Genomic DNA, 16397 nt, shown 5'->3' with positions numbered 1-16397 from the left:
TATGATAATCACGTATTCATAAGTCACCTGTAGTTATATTAACCGCGATGAATTATGGCGTTGTTCAAGGAATTAATCACATCGTCAATATATTGTTTATCTTGACTGGTCAGTGCCTGTGACTCTCCAGAGGAACTATTCAGGTAAACAATATAATCAGGCTTGATTGCTTTAAACCATGCAATAGCAACCACCACAATGACCACACCAATTGCTTTCGTCAATAAAGATGCGGCGATGAATACCATTGTGATACCAATCAGTACCAAAATGATTGGTCCAACCTTTGAAGGATCTGTTTGACCACGTTTAACTGATGTCACACCGTTCATTGCATATGTTGTTGAACCTACAATAAACCTTGCATTAGTAATGCTAACATTCCCATTTCTGTAAAACTCGGTTTCTTCCATTTTTATGTCCTTGAGGCTGAGCTGTTTGTAGTAAAAAGATGTTTTCTTTAGTTATCGGTTTCAGAACAGAATTATTTAATACTTTATATAAAATTTGCAATGAGTCGATTATCTATATCTCCTACCAAAAAAGGAGATGTTCATTAATTAAAATACTACTGTTGCAAAATAACTGAAACAGACAATTTCATAGCCTTGTATCCCTGTTAATCCGAAGTATCTCCTCGCAAAGGTCAGATTCATAAAACAGTGAGAGATTGGTTTTCCTCTCAGGAAATCACCATTGTCCAAATGGCAACTCGCCTATTCCCTTTTCACCCCCTATCCTGCATGCCTGCATCTATGGGGGGTTTATGGCGCGTTTTCTGTTTTGTAGTTTCGCATTAGTTCTGCTTTATCCGTCCGGTATTGATATGTATCTGGTGGGATTACCGCATATCGCCCGCGATCTGGGCGCCAGCGAAGCGCAGCTGCATATTGCGTTTTCGGCCTACCTCGCGGGGATGGCGTCGTCGATGGTCTTTGCCGGGAAGATCGCGGATAAAGCAGGCCGTCAGCCTGTCGCTATCGCCGGAGCCATCGTTTTTGCCCTGGCGTCCCTTCTTTGCTCACAGGCGCAAAACAGCACCGTGTTTCTGACCGGGCGCTTTATCCAGGGCATCGGGGCGGGCGGTTGCTACGTGGTGGCGTTTGCCATTTTGCGCGACACCTTAAGCGCCCAGCGTCGCGCCAAAGTGCTGTCGATGCTGAACGGCATTACCTGCATCATCCCGGTGCTGGCCCCGGTCGTGGGCTATCTGATCATGCTGAAATTCCCGTGGCAGAGCCTGTTCTGGACCATGGCGGCGATGGGCGCGCTGGTGTTTATCCTGTCGATCGCCGTGCTGAAAGAGACCCACCCGGGCTCGCAGAATACCGGCCATACCGCAACCATTCACCCGGCAGAGAAGCTTCTCAACCGCTTTTTCCTCAGCCGTCTGGCCGTGACCACGTTAAGCGTGGCGGTGATCCTGACCTATGTAAACGTTTCCCCGGTGTTGCTGATGGAGACCATGGGCTTCGATCGCGGTGAGTATTCCACGGTGATGGCATTAACCGCTCTGGTCAGTATGGCTGTGTCGTTCTCCACCCCGTTTGCGCTGAATATCTTCCGCCAGCGCACGCTGATGCTGACCTCACAGGTTTTATTCCTCGCCGCAGGCGCGATCCTGGCGACTACCAGCTCACATGCGGTGATGCTGGTGGGCATTACGCTCATTTGCGCCGGGTTCTCGGTTGGCTTTGGCGTGGCGATGAGCCAGGCGCTTGGTCCCTTCTCGCTGCGGGCAGGCGTGGCCAGCTCGGTGCTGGGTATCGCACAGGTCTGCGGCTCGTCGCTGTGGATTTGGCTGGCGGCGGTCATCGGGCTTAACGCGCTGAATATGCTGATCGGGGTTCTGATTGGCTGTAGCATACTCTGCATTACCTTACTTATGGTCATCCAGCCCGCGGCGCACTATGAAGAAGCCCATCAGCAGTCTCGATCTTAACCTGTTGCTGTGCCTGCAGCTTTTGCTGCAGGAGCGCAGCGTTACCAAAGCGGCGAAGCGGATGAACGTGACGCCGTCAGCGGTGAGCAAATCGCTGGCTAAGCTGCGCGACTGGTTCGATGATCCGCTGTTTGTCAAAACGCCGCTAGGGCTGCTGCCGACGCCGCTGACGGTGAGCCTGGAGCAGGATCTGGCTGACTGGATGCAAATCGGCAACCAGATCCTCGATAAATTCCACCATGACTCTCCGGGCGGGCTGACGTTCGTGCTGGCCGCGGAAACGCCGCTGATGCTGATCCGCTTCAATACCCTGCTGGAGCAGGTGAACCAGCGCTATCCGCAGGCGACGGTGAAAATGCGCCAGTGGGATTACGACTCGCTGGACGCGATTACGCGTGGCGAGGTGGATTTGGGCTTCACCGGGCGTGAAACGCATCCGCGATCCCGCGAGCTGCTTAAGCTGATGCCGTGGTTTATCGACTACGAAATCCTGTTCAGCGACCGCCCCTGCGTCTATCTGCGCGAGGATCATCCGGCGCTTCAGCAAGAGTGGAATCTGGAGACCTTCCTGCGCTATCCCCATATCAGCATCTTCTGGGAACGCAGCGATACCTGGGCGCTGGATGAGGTGCTAAAGGAGATGGGACGCGAGCGCACGATCGCCATGAGCCTGCCGGGCTTCGAACAGGCGATGTTTATGGCGGCGCAGCCCGGCCATCACTATATCGCCACCGCCCCGCACTACTGTCACCACTACAATGAACTCCACCAGCGGAAGCTGATCGCCCTTCCCATTCCGATTGATGAGGAGCAGGCGGATAAATTGACCGTGCCCTTCACGCTGATCTGGCATAAACGGAACAGCCATAATCCCAAAATTCTCTGGCTGCGGGAGACCATCAAGGCGCTGTACGGTGCGAGCGATCCAATTTTTGCCTAAGAAAATGTAAAGTTCGGTCCTAAGGCTTCTCTTACTTCCATTTACTGATTAAAACAGGAGGCAAGTTAAGCGATAATCATGTAACCGTTTAACCGATTACGACCATTATCAAGGAGCGAAAAATGGCTACGCACTTTGCAAGAGGGATACTTACAGAAGGACGTCTCGTATCGGCAAGAATTTCTTCAGCCTGTCACCGTGAAGCACTCACGCTTCCAGAGCACCGCAGGTCGCGGTTTTTAGCGTCCCGGGCGCTTCTCGCGGAACTGATGTTTATGCTGTACGGCACCAGCGAGCTGCCGGACATCATTACCCAGCCAGAAGGCCGTCCGGTCTTTGCGGACCCGGATCTCCCTCGTTTTTCCATTGCCTACACGGGCAATATCATTGGGGTCGCGCTGACCACCGAAGGGGACTGTGGGCTTGATATGGAGCTTCAGCGCGCGACGCGCAGCTTCCACGGTGGTAACGCGCATGAAGACTATCCGCTCTCCAGCAATGAGAAGCTGTGGGTACGCAACCAGAACGATCCTGTCGAAGCCAGAGCGCAACTCATTACCCTGCGCCAGAGCATTCGTAAGCTCTGCGGATGCGCCTCAGACGACACCAGCCTGCTGCAGCTGTTGCCTGGCTCCGGACGTCTGCGCGCCACCCAGGCCACGCTGGTAGAAGCGCTCTGCGACGCGGAGGATGTGCTTATCTGGTCCATCGCGGTGACCCCCGCCATCGAACGCATGAAAATCTGGGAATTTGACAGTCAACAGGGATGGCGTAGCCTTCCTGATGTGCCCGAGCGCGCCAACGAGCCCGCCGCACGTCTGATGCGATTAACCAGTTTACCGGCAGAAAAAGCATTCACCCTTAGCTGATCCAATCAGGGTCATCATGATGAAACAGGAGTAATCATGTCTGATACGTTGAAAGTTGTTACGTTACTGGGAAGCCTGCGCAAAGGTTCATTTAACGGGATGGTAGCCCGCACGCTGCCACAGCTGGCACCTGCAGGTATGGAAATTAGCGCCCTGCCGTCTATTGGCGATATTCCGCTTTATGATGCTGACGTACAGCAGGAAGAAGGGTTCCCGCAGAGCGTTGAAGCGCTGGCAGAGCAGATTCGCCAGGCTGACGGCGTGGTCATCGTCACGCCAGAGTACAACTACTCTGTACCCGGTGGTCTGAAGAATGCCATCGACTGGCTGTCCCGTTTACCTGAGCAGCCGCTGTCAGGCAAACCGGTGCTGATCCAGACCAGCTCCATGGGCGCGATTGGCGGCGCGCGCTGCCAGTATCACCTGCGTCAGATCCTGGTCTTCCTCGATGCGATGGTGATGAACAAGCCGGAATTTATGGGCGGAGTGATTCAGAACAAGGTCGACCCGCAAACGGGTGAAGTGGTGGATCAGAGCACGCGCGACCATCTCTCTGGCCAGCTGACGGCGTTCGGGGATTACATTAAGCGGGTCAAAGCCTGATAAAAAAGCCCGGTGGCGCTAGCGCTTACCGGGCCTACACTCGTCAGTAGGTCAGGTAAGCGAAGCGCCACCTGACACCACAAACCGCACCTTAGTGCGCGTCAATAAACACAATCTTCAGTACAAACAGCAGCGCCACAACGATGACGCACGGGCTGAGGTCGCGGAAGCGGCCGGTACCGATCTTCATTACGCAGTAAGAGATAAAGCCCAGCGCGATACCTTCGGTAATCGAGAAGCTGAACGGCATCATCACGGCGGTAATAAACGCCGGCACCGCTTCGGTTAAATCATCCCACTTCACGCGAGACAGGCTGGAGGTCATCAGCACACCCACATAGATCAGCGCGCCGGCCGCAGCGTACGGAGGCACCATGCCCGCCAGCGGCGAGAGGAAGATCACCAGCAGGAACAGAATACCCACGACAACCGCCGTCAGGCCGGTACGGCCGCCCACAGAAACCCCGGAAGAGGATTCAATGTAAGCGGTCACAGACGAGGTCCCGATAAATGAGCCGGTCACAGAGGAGATACTGTCCACAAACAGCGCCTGCTTCATGCGCGGGAATTTGCCTTTCTCATCTGCCAGACCCGCTTTGTCGGTCACGCCAATCAGCGTACCGGAGGAGTCAAACAGGTTCACCAGCATGAAGGAGAAAATCACGCCCGCCAGGCCCAGGTTCAGGGAACCCGCCAGATCAACATGGCCAACAACGGTAGAGACGCTCGGTGGCGCGGAAACGATGCCGTTATAGTGAACGTCGCCCAACATCCAGCCCAGCAGCGTGGTGACCACGATGGACACCAGCACCGCCGCATGAATATTGCGGGAAGCCAGGATCGCGATGATAAAGAAGCCCAGCACGCCCAGCAGCACGTTATGAGAGGTCAGGTGACCGATGCTCACCAGCGTATCCGGGTTCGCCACGATAACACCGGCGTTTTTCAGCCCCATCATCCCGATAAACAGACCGATACCGCTGGTAATGCCCACGCGCAGGCTCACGGGGATGTTCGCAATCATCCAGTAACGCACGCGGAAAATGGTCAGCAACAGCAGGCCAACCGCGCCCCAGAAGATGGCGCCCATACCCACCTGCCACGGCAGACCCATCGCCTGAACCACCACGAAGGCAAAGAACGCATTCAGGCCCATCGCCGGTGCCAGCGCGACCGGCAGGTTAGCGAACACGCCCATCAGAATGCTGCCAAGGGCCGCGATCAGACAGGTTGTTACGAAGACGGCGCTGGTATCCATGCCAGCAACGCCCAGAATTTGAGGGTTAACAAAAACGATATAGACCATCGTCAGGAAGGTGGTGAAACCGGCGATCACTTCGGTGCGTGCCGTCGTGCCGTGCTCGCGCAGTTTAAACACGCGCTCAAGCAGACCCTGACCAGATGTCTGGGTAGTGTGTTGTTGACTCATCATCAATTTCCGAACAAGGAGGGAAAATTCGTCGCTATCCTATACCAAAATGCGACAATAGTGGCGGTTACGTGATACTTTTTTCATTGAATTTGCTTATACGGCAACGATTGCGTTCCGGTGAACTGCCGTACGTAAACGTTAAACTGGTTAAAAGGGAAAGGCATGTCCGGAATTGAAGCGGTATTTTTCGACTGCGACGGTACGCTGGTCGACAGTGAGGTCATTTGTTCCCGCGCGTATGTGGCCATGTTCCAGGAATTTGGCATTACGCTGGAACTCGAAGAGGTGTTTAAACGCTTTAAGGGCGTGAAGCTCTACGAGATCATCGACATCATTAACGAAGAACACGGCGTCGTTCTTGAGAAGGCGGCTCTGGAACCGGTGTACCGCGCCGAGGTTGCACGCCTGTTCGATTCGGAGCTGGAGGTGATTCCGGGCGCAAACGCGCTGCTGGATGCCATGATGGTGCCGATCTGCGTGGTCTCCAACGGTCCGGTCAGCAAAATGCAGCACTCGCTGGGCAAGCTTGAGATGCTGCACCACTTCCCGGAAAAATTGTTCAGCGGCTACGATATCCAGCGCTGGAAGCCGGACCCGGCACTGATGTTCCATGCGGCAAAGGCGATGAACGTTAACGTAGAGAACTGCATTCTGGTGGATGACTCGTCTGCGGGCGCGCAGTCGGGAATTGATGCAGGAATGGAGGTGTTTTATTTCTGCGCCGACCCGCACAACAAGCCGATCGATCATCCCAAAGTCACGACCTTCACCGATCTGGCGCAGCTACCCGCGCTGTGGAAGGCCCGCGGGTGGAATATTACGCGTTAAGCAGACCCTCCCGCAGGGAGGGCGACAGGTTTATCTGAAGAGCTTTTGAACAAACTCAGCATAGGCCGGACGCCAGACATCCATTTCGTGATTCAGACCGGGGTACATTTTATAGTCGAATTTGATGCCCTGTTTTTCCAGCTCCGCTTTCAGACCGGCGATATCTTTGCCGGTCACCGAATCGCGCTCTCCCACGACGACGGTGAAGTTATGCAACTGCCGGTTAATGGCCTCCGGCTGCTTAAAGCGTGCGGCCACGCCGTCGTCAGGTACGGTTGTTGTGGTAACGCCGCTGAACGTTCCCAGCCAGCCGAAGCTGTCCAGATGGTTCATACCGGAGACCAGCGCCTGATAGCCGCCCTGTGACAACCCCGCCAGCGCCCGGCCATCAGCATCTTTACGCACGTTGAAGCGTGTATCCACCAGCGGAATAATCTCGCTCATCAGTTCACGGTCTGCGGCTTTCGCATTAAGCGGATAGAAAGACTTTCGTCGTTCTGCCGGGGGGAAATTCTCGGGAATGGCCTCAGCGCTCTCCGTCTCGGTGTCGGGAACGACCACCAGCATCGGTTTGATTTTTCCCTCGGCCATCAGGTTATCCATCATTTGCGGCAGGCGGCCCTGATCGATTGCTGAGAGCCCGGTATCCCCAAAGCCATGGTAGAAGTAGAGCACCGGTAGAGGTTCCCCTTTGCCGTTGTAGCCAGGGGGAGTCCATACATAAACGCGGCGCTCTGACTTGAGTGACGGCGAGTGCCAGGTCAGGGTGGTGAGATCGCCATGCGGTACGGCACGATCGTCGAGAATGCTGCCCGGAACCAGAATCAGGCTGGTGTTCACCTGCCGCTGAGGTTTTTGATAACGGCTTCCCGTGTCGACTGAACGATAACCATCGATGTCGAAATAATATTCGTAGAGATTCGGGGCCATCGGCTCACTTTTCCATGTCCAGACGCCATTTTTCTCTTTCGTCATATCATGGGAAACCTGGGTTTCAGGCATTGACCCTGTCACCACGGAGACTCGCGTAGCGCCGGGCGCAAACAGGCGAAACGTAATGCTTTTATCCGCATTGACCTGCGTCACATAGCGGCTGACCGGGGTAGCCGGGTCGGGTGTCGCTGGCAACGGTGCGGCAATCACGTTTGTTCCAGCACCGATCCCGATGCTGATAGCCATCGCCAGGCATGCTAATGAATTTTTCATATCCCATCCTTTGCTGTTTTTTTCGTCTCACGTTAGCGCGTTTCGAACGTCAGGCAACGGATGAAGGGGAGAATTGTGATTACCATAGAAATAATAACGCCGGTAAGTACCGGCGTTATTATCAGATGACAGGATTACTCTTTCGGATCTTTACCCGCCAGCAGCTTGTCCAGCTCGTCGCCGCCCACGTGACGGAAGTCCTGACCCTTCACGAAGTAGAAAATGTACTCGCAAATGTTCTGGCAGCGGTCGCCAATACGCTCGATGGAGCGCGCGCAGAACAGGGCCGTCAGTACGCTTGGGATCGTACGGGAATCTTCCATCATGTAGGTCATCAGCTGACGCACGATGCCTTCATACTCCTGATCGACTTTCTTGTCTTCGCGGTAGATACGCACCGCTTCGTCCAGATCCATACGTGCAAAGGCATCCAGCACGTCGTGCAGCATCTGCACGGTGTGGCGGCCCAGCGACTCCAGGCTGACCAGCAGCGGCTGATGCTGCTGAGAGAACTTCTCCAGCGCGGTACGGCAGATTTTATCCGCAACGTCGCCGATACGTTCCAGCTCGGCGATGGTTTTGATGATCGCCATCACCAGACGCAGGTCGCTCGCCGTCGGCTGACGCTTCGCGATAATGCGCACGCAGGCTTCGTCGATAGCGACTTCCATCATGTTGACGTTTTTGTCGCCTTCAATGACGCGCTTCGCCAGAGCGCTGTCCTGGTTGTGCATCGCCGTAATCGCATCAGAAAGCTGCTGCTCGACCATGCCGCCCATGGTCATCACCTGGGTGCGAATGCTTTCCAGCTCTGCGTTGAACTGGCCGGAAATGTGTTTATTAAGATTGAGGTTGTCCATGGTTTCTCCACATGCACTAAGGCAAATCAACCGTAGCGGCCAGTAATATAATCTTCGGTTTGTTTCTTCGCGGGCTTAGTGAACAGATCGTCCGTGTTACTGAACTCAATCAATTCACCCAGGTACATAAACGCCGTGTGATCGGAGCAACGTGCAGCCTGCTGCATGTTGTGGGTCACGATAACCACGGTGTAATCCTGCTTCAGCTCGGTGATCAGTTCTTCAATACGACCGGTTGAAATCGGGTCCAGCGCTGAACACGGCTCATCCAGCAGCAACACTTCCGGGCGAATCGCAATACCGCGCGCAATGCACAGACGCTGCTGCTGACCACCGGAGAGAGAGTACCCGCTCTGGTGCAACTTATCTTTGGTTTCGTTCCATAATGCGGCCTTGGTCAAAGCCCACTGCACGCGCTCATCCATATCGGCACGGGAGAGCTTTTCAAACAGACGCACACCAAACGCAATGTTGTCATAAATAGACATCGGAAACGGCGTGGGTTTCTGGAACACCATCCCCACTTTCGCACGCAGCAGGGCAATATCCTGAGCCTGGGTCAGAATGTTTTCACCATCGAGGATGATTTCCCCTTCAGCGCGCTGCTCCGGATAGAGCGAATACATTTTGTTAAAGGTACGCAGCAGCGTGGATTTCCCACAGCCGGACGGACCGATAAATGCCGTGACCTGGTTCTTTGCGATATCCAGGTTGATGTTCTTCAGGGCATGGAATTTGCCGTAGTAGAAGTTCAAATCACGAACCTGAATCTTACCCGGGGCAGTATCAACCATACTCATTGACTCATTTCCTCATTCGGCGCCGCGATCTGCCGCGCCGTAAAAAATTAACCGTGTTTCTTCTTCGCGAAAATGACGCGCGCCAGAATGTTCAGCAACAGTACGCAAAGGGTAATGATCAGCACCCCGGCCCAGGCCAGTTGCTGCCATTCCGCGAAGGGGCTCATCGCAAATTTAAAGATCGTCACCGGCAGGTTGGCGATCGGCTGCATCATGTCCGTGCTCCAGAACTGGTTGGAGAGGGACGTAAACAGCAGCGGTGCCGTTTCACCCGCGATACGCGCCACCGCCAGCAGGATACCGGTCATGATCCCGGAGACCGACGCCTTCAGCGTAATCGCAGAGATCATCTTCCATTTCGGCGTACCCAGCGCGTAAGCCGCTTCACGCAGGCTGTCCGGCACCAGTTTCAGCATGTTCTCGGTGGTTCGAATCACAATCGGCACCTGCAGCAGCGCCAGCGCAATGACGCCCGCCCAGCCGGAGAAGTGTTCCATCTGCGCCACCACCACGGTGTAAACGAACAGACCCACGACGATAGACGGGGCTGACAACAAAATGTCGTTAATGAAGCGAATCACTTCCGCCAGCCAGGATTTACGGCCGTATTCTGCCAGGTAGATCCCCGCCATGATGCCCAGCGGCGTGCCGAAGACCGTCGCCCAGAGGATCAGCAGTCCGCTGCCCGCCAGGGCATTCGCCAGGCCACCACCCGCCGTGTTCGGCGGCGGCGTCATTTCGGTGAACAGCGACAGTGACATTCCGTCAATCCCGCGAACGACCGTCGAGAAGAGGATCCAGACCAGCCAGAACAGGCCGAATGCCATCGTCGCCATAGAGAGCGTCAGGGCAATGCGGTTTTTCATGCGGCGTCTGGCCTGCATTTTGCGGCGGGATTCCGCCAGTTCAGCAGTTGCTTGCATTTCGAGAGTGGCCATTAGCGTGCTCCCTCATTTTTAGCGAGACGCATAATCATCAGCTTGGAAATCGCCAGAACAATGAAGGTAATAACGAACAGAATCAGACCCAGCTCCATCAGCGCCGCGACGTGCAGACCCGATTCCGCTTCCGCAAATTCATTCGCCAGCGCAGAGGTAATACTGTTACCCGGCATATAGAGCGACGCGCTGTCGAGCTGGTAGGTGTTACCGATGATAAAGGTGACTGCCATGGTTTCACCCAGCGCGCGACCTAAGCCCAGCATCACGCCCCCGATCACCCCATTTTTGGTGAACGGAAGGACGATGCGCCAGATCACTTCCCAGGTGGTGCAGCCGATACCGTAGGCCGACTCTTTCATCATCACCGGCGTTTGTTCGAAGACATCGCGCATAACCGCCGCAATGTACGGAATAATCATGATGGCGAGGATCACGCCAGCCGCCAGAATGCCGATACCGAAAGCCGGGCCAGAGAACAGGGCCCCCACAAACGGAATGGCAGAGAGGACGTTACCCACCGGTTCCTGGAAGTACGTGGCGAACAGTGGCGCAAAGATGAACAGGCCCCACATGCCGTAGACGATACTCGGAATAGCTGCCAGCAGTTCAATGGCGATCCCCAGCGGACGACGGAGCCAGCCCGGCGCCAGCTCCGTCAGGAACAGGGCAATACCAAAGCTTACCGGAACCGCAATCAGCAGGGCGATGAACGAGGTCACCAGCGTGCCGTAAATTGGCACCAGGGCACCGTAGATGTCGTTCGGCGCGTCCCACTCTTTGGTCCACAGGAAGGAGAAACCGAATTTCTGGATGCTCGGCCAGGAGGAGAAAATCAGAGACACGATAATGCCGCCCAGCAGCAATAGCACAATCAGCGCAGCCAGTTTGACCAGCGCGCTGAAAATCATGTCACCTTTTTTACCCGGAGGGTTAAATGCAGGCTTGGTTGCAGCCATAAATTACTCTTCTGTTAAACGCGTTTACGAAATCGCCGGGTGGCGCTTGCGCTTAGCCGGCCTACAGTCGGAACCGTAGGGCGGGTAAGCGCAAGCGCCACCCGCCATTTTCGTCAGAATGCTAAATTAATACAATGCTTTACCGCTGCTGTCTTTTACGTTGGTTTTCCATGCAGCGCGAATCTGCTCAACCACGTTGTCCGGCAGGGTGGCGTAATCCAGAGCGTTAGCCTGTTTGCCGCCGTTTTTGTATGCCCAGTCGAAGAACTTCAGCACTTCAGCGCCCTGCTCAGGTTTCTTCTGCTCTTTGTGCACCAGGATGAAGGTGGTAGAGGTGATTGGCCATGCACCTTCGCCCTTCTGGTTAGTCAGATCCTGCGCGAAGGATTTGCTCCAGTCAGCGCCTTTGGCGGCGTTAGCAAAGTTCTCTTCGGTCGGGCTAACCGGTTTGCCGTCGGCAGAAACCAGTTTGGTGTAGGACAGGTTGTTCTGCTTCGCGTACGCATACTCTACGTAGCCGATGGAGCCAGGAAGACGCTGTACGAACGCGGCGATACCGTCGTTACCTTTACCGCCCAGACCGGTAGGCCAGTTAACGGTAGAGCCGGAGCCGACTTTAGATTTCCACTCTTCGTTCACTTTCGCCAGGTAGCTGGTGAACACGAAAGAGGTACCGGAACCATCCGCGCGGCGAACCACGGCGATGTTCTGAGAAGGCAGCTTCAGGCCTGGGTTGAGCTTAGCGATCGCTTCGTCATCCCATTTTTTGATGTTGCCCAGGTAGATGTCACCCAGCGTTTTGCCGTCCAGCACCAGCTCGCCCGACTTCACGCCCGGCAGGTTGATGGCCAGAACCACGCCACCGATCACGGTAGGGAACTGGAACAGGCCTTCCTGAGCCAGTTTGTCATCTGACAGCGGAGCGTCAGACGCGCCGAAATCAACCGTGTTCGCGGTAATTTGTTTCACGCCACCGGAGGAGCCGATACCCTGATAGTTAACCTTGTTACCGGTTTCTTTCTGGTAGGTATCCGCCCATTTGGCATACACCGGCGCAGGGAAGGTTGCACCAGCGCCAGTCAGGCTTGCTTCTGCAAATACAGAGAACGCGCTCAGAGATAAGGTCGCGGCGACAACAGTTGCGACAGTGGTACGCATAACTTTCATAATGTCTCCTGCAAGATTTTCGTAAATCGTTGTTTAGTGGCTACGATGAGCAAAATAGGACAAACAGGTGACAGATAAATGTACGAATTATGACAGTTTTATGACAATGAAAATTTAACTTAAAATTAAACAAAACAAAGCTTAATTTTCATCGAGTTAGCCACTTTTATGACAGGTTGTTTTCAGAAATATTTTCTTTATGTGACACTGAAAAAAGTAGCTGAAGATGACAAATTGTCATTATTAAAAATGAGAAAGGATTGATGAAAAACAAACCAGGCAGGATAAAAAAGCTCCACCCGAAGGTGGAGCCTGAAGGGTTTATTCTACAGTGACCGATTTCGCCAGGTTACGCGGCTGGTCGACGTCGGTGCCTTTGATCAGCGCCACGTGGTAAGCAAGCAGCTGCAGCGGAACGGTGTAGAAGATCGGTGCAATCACCTCTTCCACATGCGGCATCTCGATGATGTGCATGTTGTCGCTGCTGGCGAAACCGGCATCTTTGTCGGCGAAGACGTACAGGACACCGCCGCGGGCGCGCACTTCTTCGATGTTAGATTTCAGTTTTTCCAGCAGTTCGTTGTTGGGTGCCACAACGATGACCGGCATATCGGCGTCAATCAGCGCCAGCGGGCCGTGTTTCAGTTCGCCTGCCGCATACGCTTCAGCGTGAATATAGGAGATCTCTTTCAGCTTCAGCGCGCCTTCCAGCGCAATCGGATACTGATCGCCACGACCCAGGAACAGGGCGTGATGCTTGTCAGAGAAATCTTCCGCCAGGGCTTCAATGCGTTTGTCCTGAGACAGCATCTGCTCAATACGGCTCGGCAGCGCCTGCAGACCATGAACGATGTCATGCTCAACGGAAGCATCTTCGCCTTTCAGACGCGCCAGCTTCGCCACCAGCATCAGCAGAACGGTCAGCTGAGTGGTAAACGCTTTAGTGGAGGCCACGCCGATTTCGGTACCCGCTTTGGTCATCAGCGCCAGATCGGATTCACGCACCAGGGAAGAGCCCGGGACGTTACAGATGGCCAGAGAGCCCAGGTAACCCAGCTCTTTAGACAGTCGCAGCGCAGCCAGGGTATCCGCCGTTTCACCAGACTGGGAAAGGGTGATCATCAGGCTGTTACGACGCACCGCAGATTTGCGATAGCGGAATTCAGACGCAATTTCCACATCACACGGCACGCCAGCCAGGGATTCAAACCAGTAGCGAGAGACCATACCGGAGTTGTAGGAGGTGCCGCAGGCCACGATCTGAATGTGCTCAACCTTGCTGAGCAGTTCATTCGCATTTGCACCCAGCTCGCTCAGATCCACTTCACCGTGGCTGATGCGCCCGGTCAGGGTGTTTTTGATGGCGTTTGGCTGCTCGTAAATCTCTTTCTGCATGTAGTGACGGTAAGCGCCTTTGTCGCCCGCGTCGTACTGCAGGTTAGATTCGATCTCCTGGCGCTTCACCTGCTCGCCTTTGGTATCGAACACGGTCACGCTGCGGCGAGTCACTTCGGCGATATCCCCCTCTTCCAGGAAGATAAAGCGGCGGGTGACCGGCAGGAGCGCCAGCTGGTCAGAGGCGATAAAGTTTTCACCCATGCCCAGACCGATAACCATCGGGCTACCGGAACGCGCGGCCAGCAGCGTGGACGGATCGCGGGAATCCATGATCACCGTACCGTACGCACCGCGCAGCTGAGGGATAGCACGCAGCACCGCCTCACGCAGTGTGCCGCCCTGCTCCAGCTCCCAGTGCACCAGGTGAGCAATCACTTCGGTGTCCGTTTCAGAGACGAAGGTGTAGCCGCGCGCTTTCAGTGCTTCGCGCAGCGGTTCGTGGTTTTCGATAATGCCGTTGTGCACAACCACGATGTGTTCAGACACATGCGGGTGCGCGTTGCCTTCAGACGGTTCGCCGTGCGTCGCCCAGCGGGTATGCGCAATACCGGTTCCCCCGTGCAGCGGATGTTCTTCCGCGGCCTGGGCCAGCATCTGCACTTTACCGAGACGACGCAGACGGGTCATATGACCTTCTGCATCGACGACAGCCAGACCGGCAGAGTCGTAACCACGGTATTCCAGACGACGTAAACCTTCGAGAAGGATTTCAGCAATATCACGCTGCGCAACTGCGCCAACAATTCCACACATAATTTATATTCCGAATTTAGGCATTATGCCTGCGTTGTCGCTGACCTGTATTTGCCCTTTCCGGGCGCCCCGAGCCTTGTAGAGAGTGGGGTTATTGTTATGGGTACTGCTTGTGGGGGGAGATATATATTTATCTCCTCTCCCGGGTTTGCCTGATGACGGCTACGCCTTATCAGGCCTACTCAATCGTAGGGCGGGTAAGCGTAGCGCTACCCGCCTTGCTGTTACTTTTTCTTCACCGGGCGTTTCCAGCCCTGCTTGCTGACCTGCGGAACGCGGCTTAATACCAGCTCGTTCTCGGCCACATCGCGCGTTACGGTTGTTCCAGCGGCAATAGTCACCCCGTTACCCACAGTAACAGGCGCCACCAGCTGCGTATCGGAGCCAACGAACACGTCATCACCAATGATCGTTTTAAACTTATTGGCGCCGTCATAGTTACAGGTAATCGTCCCTGCACCAATATTCACGTTATTGCCAATTTCCGCGTCGCCCAGATAGGTCAGATGGCCGGCTTTAGATCCTTTACCCAGACGCGCTTTTTTCATCTCCACGAAGTTACCCACGTGAGCGCCTTCCAGCAGCTCAGCACCCGGGCGCAGGCGCGCAAACGGGCCGATAGTACAGGCCACGTCCAGACGGGCATCTTCCACCACGCTGTACGGGCTGATTTCGCAGTCGTCACCGATGATGCTGTTTTTGATCACGCAGCCGGCGCCAATTTTGACGCGGTTGCCCAACGTCACGTTACCCTCGAGGATAACGTTAGTATCAATCTCAACGTCACGCCCATGAGATAATGAGCCACGCAGATCGAAACGCGCCGGATCGCGCAGCATCACGCCTGCCAGCAGCAGTTTTTCAGCCTGTTCGGACTGATAAACACGCTCAAGGCGGGAAAGTTGAAGACGGTTATTCACCCCTTCGGTTTCGCTGATGCGCGCCGGATGGACTGCCGCAATCTCGCGCCCTTCGTGGTACGCCATCGCAATAATGTCGGTGATGTAGTATTCACCCTGCGCATTGTTGTTGTTGAGCTTCGACAGCCAGCGCTTCATATCCGCGCCATTGGCAATCAGGATACCGGTGTTGATCTCCTGAATCTGACGCTGCGCCTCACTGGCATCTTTATGCTCAACAATACCCGTAACGTTGCCGTTTTCACGGGTGATACGGCCATAACCGGTTGGATCGTCCAGCACGACGGTTAATAAACCGATGCCGCCCTGCGGTTTGGCTTCACGCAGGCGAGTCAGTGTTTCAACAGAGATCAGCGGGACATCGCCGTAGAGCATCAAAATGTCTTCGTCATCCGCAAAGAAGGGCGCTGCCTGCTGCATGGCATGGCCTGTACCCAACTGTTCAGCCTGAAGCACCCAGTTGAGCTTGTCGTCGCTCAGCGTCTTTTTAAGCAGATCGCCGCCGTGGCCGTAGACCAGGTGAACCTGATTAGCACCTAGTTCATTCGCTGCATCAATGACATGCTGCACCATTGGCTTTCCTGCAAGCGTGTGAAGCACTTTAGGCAGGTCGGAATACATGCGGGTCCCTTTGCCTGCGGCAAGGATCACCACGCTCATCGCACTGTTTGACATACGCATCCTGACGGTAGTTTGAGTGAGAAGTAAAAACGTTTGATGCTTAAAATTCTACATCTTTTTCAGCATGAATTAAGGCCGAAAAAAAAAGCCAGCCTGTTATC

General features: G+C 54.8%; 15 protein-coding genes. 5 read left to right on the top strand and 10 right to left on the bottom strand.

Annotated elements, in window-relative coordinates; genetic code table 11:
• Window positions 1–38: 38 nt before the first annotated feature.
• On the bottom strand, window positions 39–413 hold the full coding sequence (locus V1572_RS02855) for a DUF6232 family protein (RefSeq protein WP_395299681.1): 375 nt from the start codon (window positions 411–413) through the stop codon (window positions 39–41).
• Between the two features lie 353 nt (window positions 414–766).
• Here V1572_RS02855 and V1572_RS02850 point away from each other — a divergent pair, with 353 nt between their 5' ends.
• The 4 genes from V1572_RS02850 (at window position 767) to V1572_RS02835 (ending at window position 4354) form a co-directional block, all read left to right on the top strand.
• Window positions 767–1942 (top strand): MFS transporter, encoded by a 1176-nt coding sequence (locus tag V1572_RS02850; RefSeq protein ID WP_048030314.1) that lies wholly within the window; start codon window positions 767–769, stop codon window positions 1940–1942.
• On the top strand, window positions 1911–2882 hold the full coding sequence (yidZ, locus tag V1572_RS02845; protein WP_044597420.1) for an HTH-type transcriptional regulator YidZ: 972 nt from the start codon (window positions 1911–1913) through the stop codon (window positions 2880–2882). Before V1572_RS02850 ends, yidZ begins: the two co-directional genes overlap by 32 nt.
• Window positions 2883–3004: 122 nt before the next feature.
• Window positions 3005–3751, top strand: coding sequence for a 4'-phosphopantetheinyl transferase superfamily protein (locus V1572_RS02840; protein ID WP_235400630.1), 747 nt, complete (start codon window positions 3005–3007; stop codon window positions 3749–3751).
• Between the two features lie 36 nt (window positions 3752–3787).
• The gene (locus tag V1572_RS02835) at window positions 3788–4354 is read left to right on the top strand and encodes an NADPH-dependent FMN reductase (RefSeq protein ID WP_014833835.1); all 567 of its coding nucleotides are present in this window, start codon (window positions 3788–3790) and stop codon (window positions 4352–4354) included.
• A 91-nt stretch (window positions 4355–4445) separates the two neighbouring features.
• Here V1572_RS02835 and adeP read toward each other — a convergent pair whose 3' ends face one another.
• Window positions 4446–5783: an adenine permease AdeP gene (gene adeP / locus V1572_RS02830; protein WP_021242668.1), complete on the bottom strand. Its 1338-nt coding sequence runs from the start codon at window positions 5781–5783 to the stop codon at window positions 4446–4448.
• A 165-nt stretch (window positions 5784–5948) separates the two neighbouring features.
• Here adeP and yieH point away from each other — a divergent pair, with 165 nt between their 5' ends.
• Entirely contained in the window at window positions 5949–6614 is a 666-nt protein-coding gene (yieH, locus tag V1572_RS02825; RefSeq protein ID WP_229226572.1) for a 6-phosphogluconate phosphatase, read from the top strand.
• Window positions 6615–6644: 30 nt separating this feature from the next.
• Here yieH and V1572_RS02820 read toward each other — a convergent pair whose 3' ends face one another.
• The 8 genes from V1572_RS02820 to glmU form a co-directional block, all read right to left on the bottom strand.
• A complete protein-coding gene (locus tag V1572_RS02820; RefSeq protein WP_229226573.1) occupies window positions 6645–7820 on the bottom strand; it encodes an esterase in 1176 nt (391 codons plus the stop codon).
• Window positions 7821–7954: 134 nt separating this feature from the next.
• Window positions 7955–8680 carry a phosphate signaling complex protein PhoU gene (phoU, locus tag V1572_RS02815; protein ID WP_395299680.1) on the bottom strand — a complete coding sequence of 242 codons (726 nt, stop codon included), beginning with the start codon at window positions 8678–8680 and terminating at the stop codon, window positions 7955–7957.
• A 26-nt stretch (window positions 8681–8706) separates the two neighbouring features.
• Window positions 8707–9480, bottom strand: a complete 774-nt coding sequence (pstB, locus tag V1572_RS02810; RefSeq protein WP_008500183.1) for a phosphate ABC transporter ATP-binding protein PstB — start codon at window positions 9478–9480, stop codon at window positions 8707–8709.
• Between the two features lie 47 nt (window positions 9481–9527).
• Window positions 9528–10418: a phosphate ABC transporter permease PstA gene (pstA, locus tag V1572_RS02805; protein ID WP_024907882.1), complete on the bottom strand. Its 891-nt coding sequence runs from the start codon at window positions 10416–10418 to the stop codon at window positions 9528–9530.
• Entirely contained in the window at window positions 10418–11377 is a 960-nt protein-coding gene (pstC, locus tag V1572_RS02800) for a phosphate ABC transporter permease PstC (RefSeq protein ID WP_023309793.1), read from the bottom strand. Before pstC ends, pstA begins: the two co-directional genes overlap by 1 nt.
• 126 nt (window positions 11378–11503) lie before the next feature.
• Entirely contained in the window at window positions 11504–12544 is a 1041-nt protein-coding gene (gene pstS, locus V1572_RS02795; RefSeq protein WP_032675678.1) for a phosphate ABC transporter substrate-binding protein PstS, read from the bottom strand.
• A gap of 321 nt (window positions 12545–12865) precedes the next feature.
• Window positions 12866–14695 (bottom strand): glutamine--fructose-6-phosphate transaminase (isomerizing), encoded by a 1830-nt coding sequence (gene glmS, locus V1572_RS02790; RefSeq protein WP_395299679.1) that lies wholly within the window; start codon window positions 14693–14695, stop codon window positions 12866–12868.
• Between the two features lie 224 nt (window positions 14696–14919).
• Window positions 14920–16290, bottom strand: a complete 1371-nt coding sequence (gene glmU / locus V1572_RS02785) for a bifunctional UDP-N-acetylglucosamine diphosphorylase/glucosamine-1-phosphate N-acetyltransferase GlmU (protein WP_126535069.1) — start codon at window positions 16288–16290, stop codon at window positions 14920–14922.
• Window positions 16291–16397: the final 107 nt, after the last annotated feature.

This window comes from Enterobacter quasiroggenkampii (assembly GCF_043972695.1).
GTDB classification, from domain to species: domain Bacteria; phylum Pseudomonadota; class Gammaproteobacteria; order Enterobacterales; family Enterobacteriaceae; genus Enterobacter; species Enterobacter quasiroggenkampii.
Note: the sequence above shows the minus strand (reverse complement) of the source record. Positions and strands in the feature narration are given on the sequence as shown.

What these genes read in the sequence shown, in the direction of transcription:
- V1572_RS02855 (WP_395299681.1), bottom strand. Translation starts at nt 413, where the DNA reads ATGGAAGAAACCGAGTTTTACAGAAATGGGAATGTTAGCATTACTAAT.
- V1572_RS02850 (WP_048030314.1), top strand. Translation starts at nt 767, where the DNA reads ATGGCGCGTTTTCTGTTTTGTAGTTTCGCATTAGTTCTGCTTTATCCG.
- yidZ (WP_044597420.1), top strand. Translation starts at nt 1,911, where the DNA reads ATGAAGAAGCCCATCAGCAGTCTCGATCTTAACCTGTTGCTGTGCCTG.
- V1572_RS02840 (WP_235400630.1), top strand. Translation starts at nt 3,005, where the DNA reads ATGGCTACGCACTTTGCAAGAGGGATACTTACAGAAGGACGTCTCGTA.
- V1572_RS02835 (WP_014833835.1), top strand. Translation starts at nt 3,788, where the DNA reads ATGTCTGATACGTTGAAAGTTGTTACGTTACTGGGAAGCCTGCGCAAA.
- adeP (WP_021242668.1), bottom strand. Translation starts at nt 5,783, where the DNA reads ATGAGTCAACAACACACTACCCAGACATCTGGTCAGGGTCTGCTTGAG.
- yieH (WP_229226572.1), top strand. Translation starts at nt 5,949, where the DNA reads ATGTCCGGAATTGAAGCGGTATTTTTCGACTGCGACGGTACGCTGGTC.
- V1572_RS02820 (WP_229226573.1), bottom strand. Translation starts at nt 7,820, where the DNA reads ATGAAAAATTCATTAGCATGCCTGGCGATGGCTATCAGCATCGGGATC.
- phoU (WP_395299680.1), bottom strand. Translation starts at nt 8,680, where the DNA reads ATGGACAACCTCAATCTTAATAAACACATTTCCGGCCAGTTCAACGCA.
- pstB (WP_008500183.1), bottom strand. Translation starts at nt 9,480, where the DNA reads ATGAGTATGGTTGATACTGCCCCGGGTAAGATTCAGGTTCGTGATTTG.
- pstA (WP_024907882.1), bottom strand. Translation starts at nt 10,418, where the DNA reads ATGGCCACTCTCGAAATGCAAGCAACTGCTGAACTGGCGGAATCCCGC.
- pstC (WP_023309793.1), bottom strand. Translation starts at nt 11,377, where the DNA reads ATGGCTGCAACCAAGCCTGCATTTAACCCTCCGGGTAAAAAAGGTGAC.
- pstS (WP_032675678.1), bottom strand. Translation starts at nt 12,544, where the DNA reads ATGAAAGTTATGCGTACCACTGTCGCAACTGTTGTCGCCGCGACCTTA.
- glmS (WP_395299679.1), bottom strand. Translation starts at nt 14,695, where the DNA reads ATGTGTGGAATTGTTGGCGCAGTTGCGCAGCGTGATATTGCTGAAATC.
- glmU (WP_126535069.1), bottom strand. Translation starts at nt 16,290, where the DNA reads ATGTCAAACAGTGCGATGAGCGTGGTGATCCTTGCCGCAGGCAAAGGG.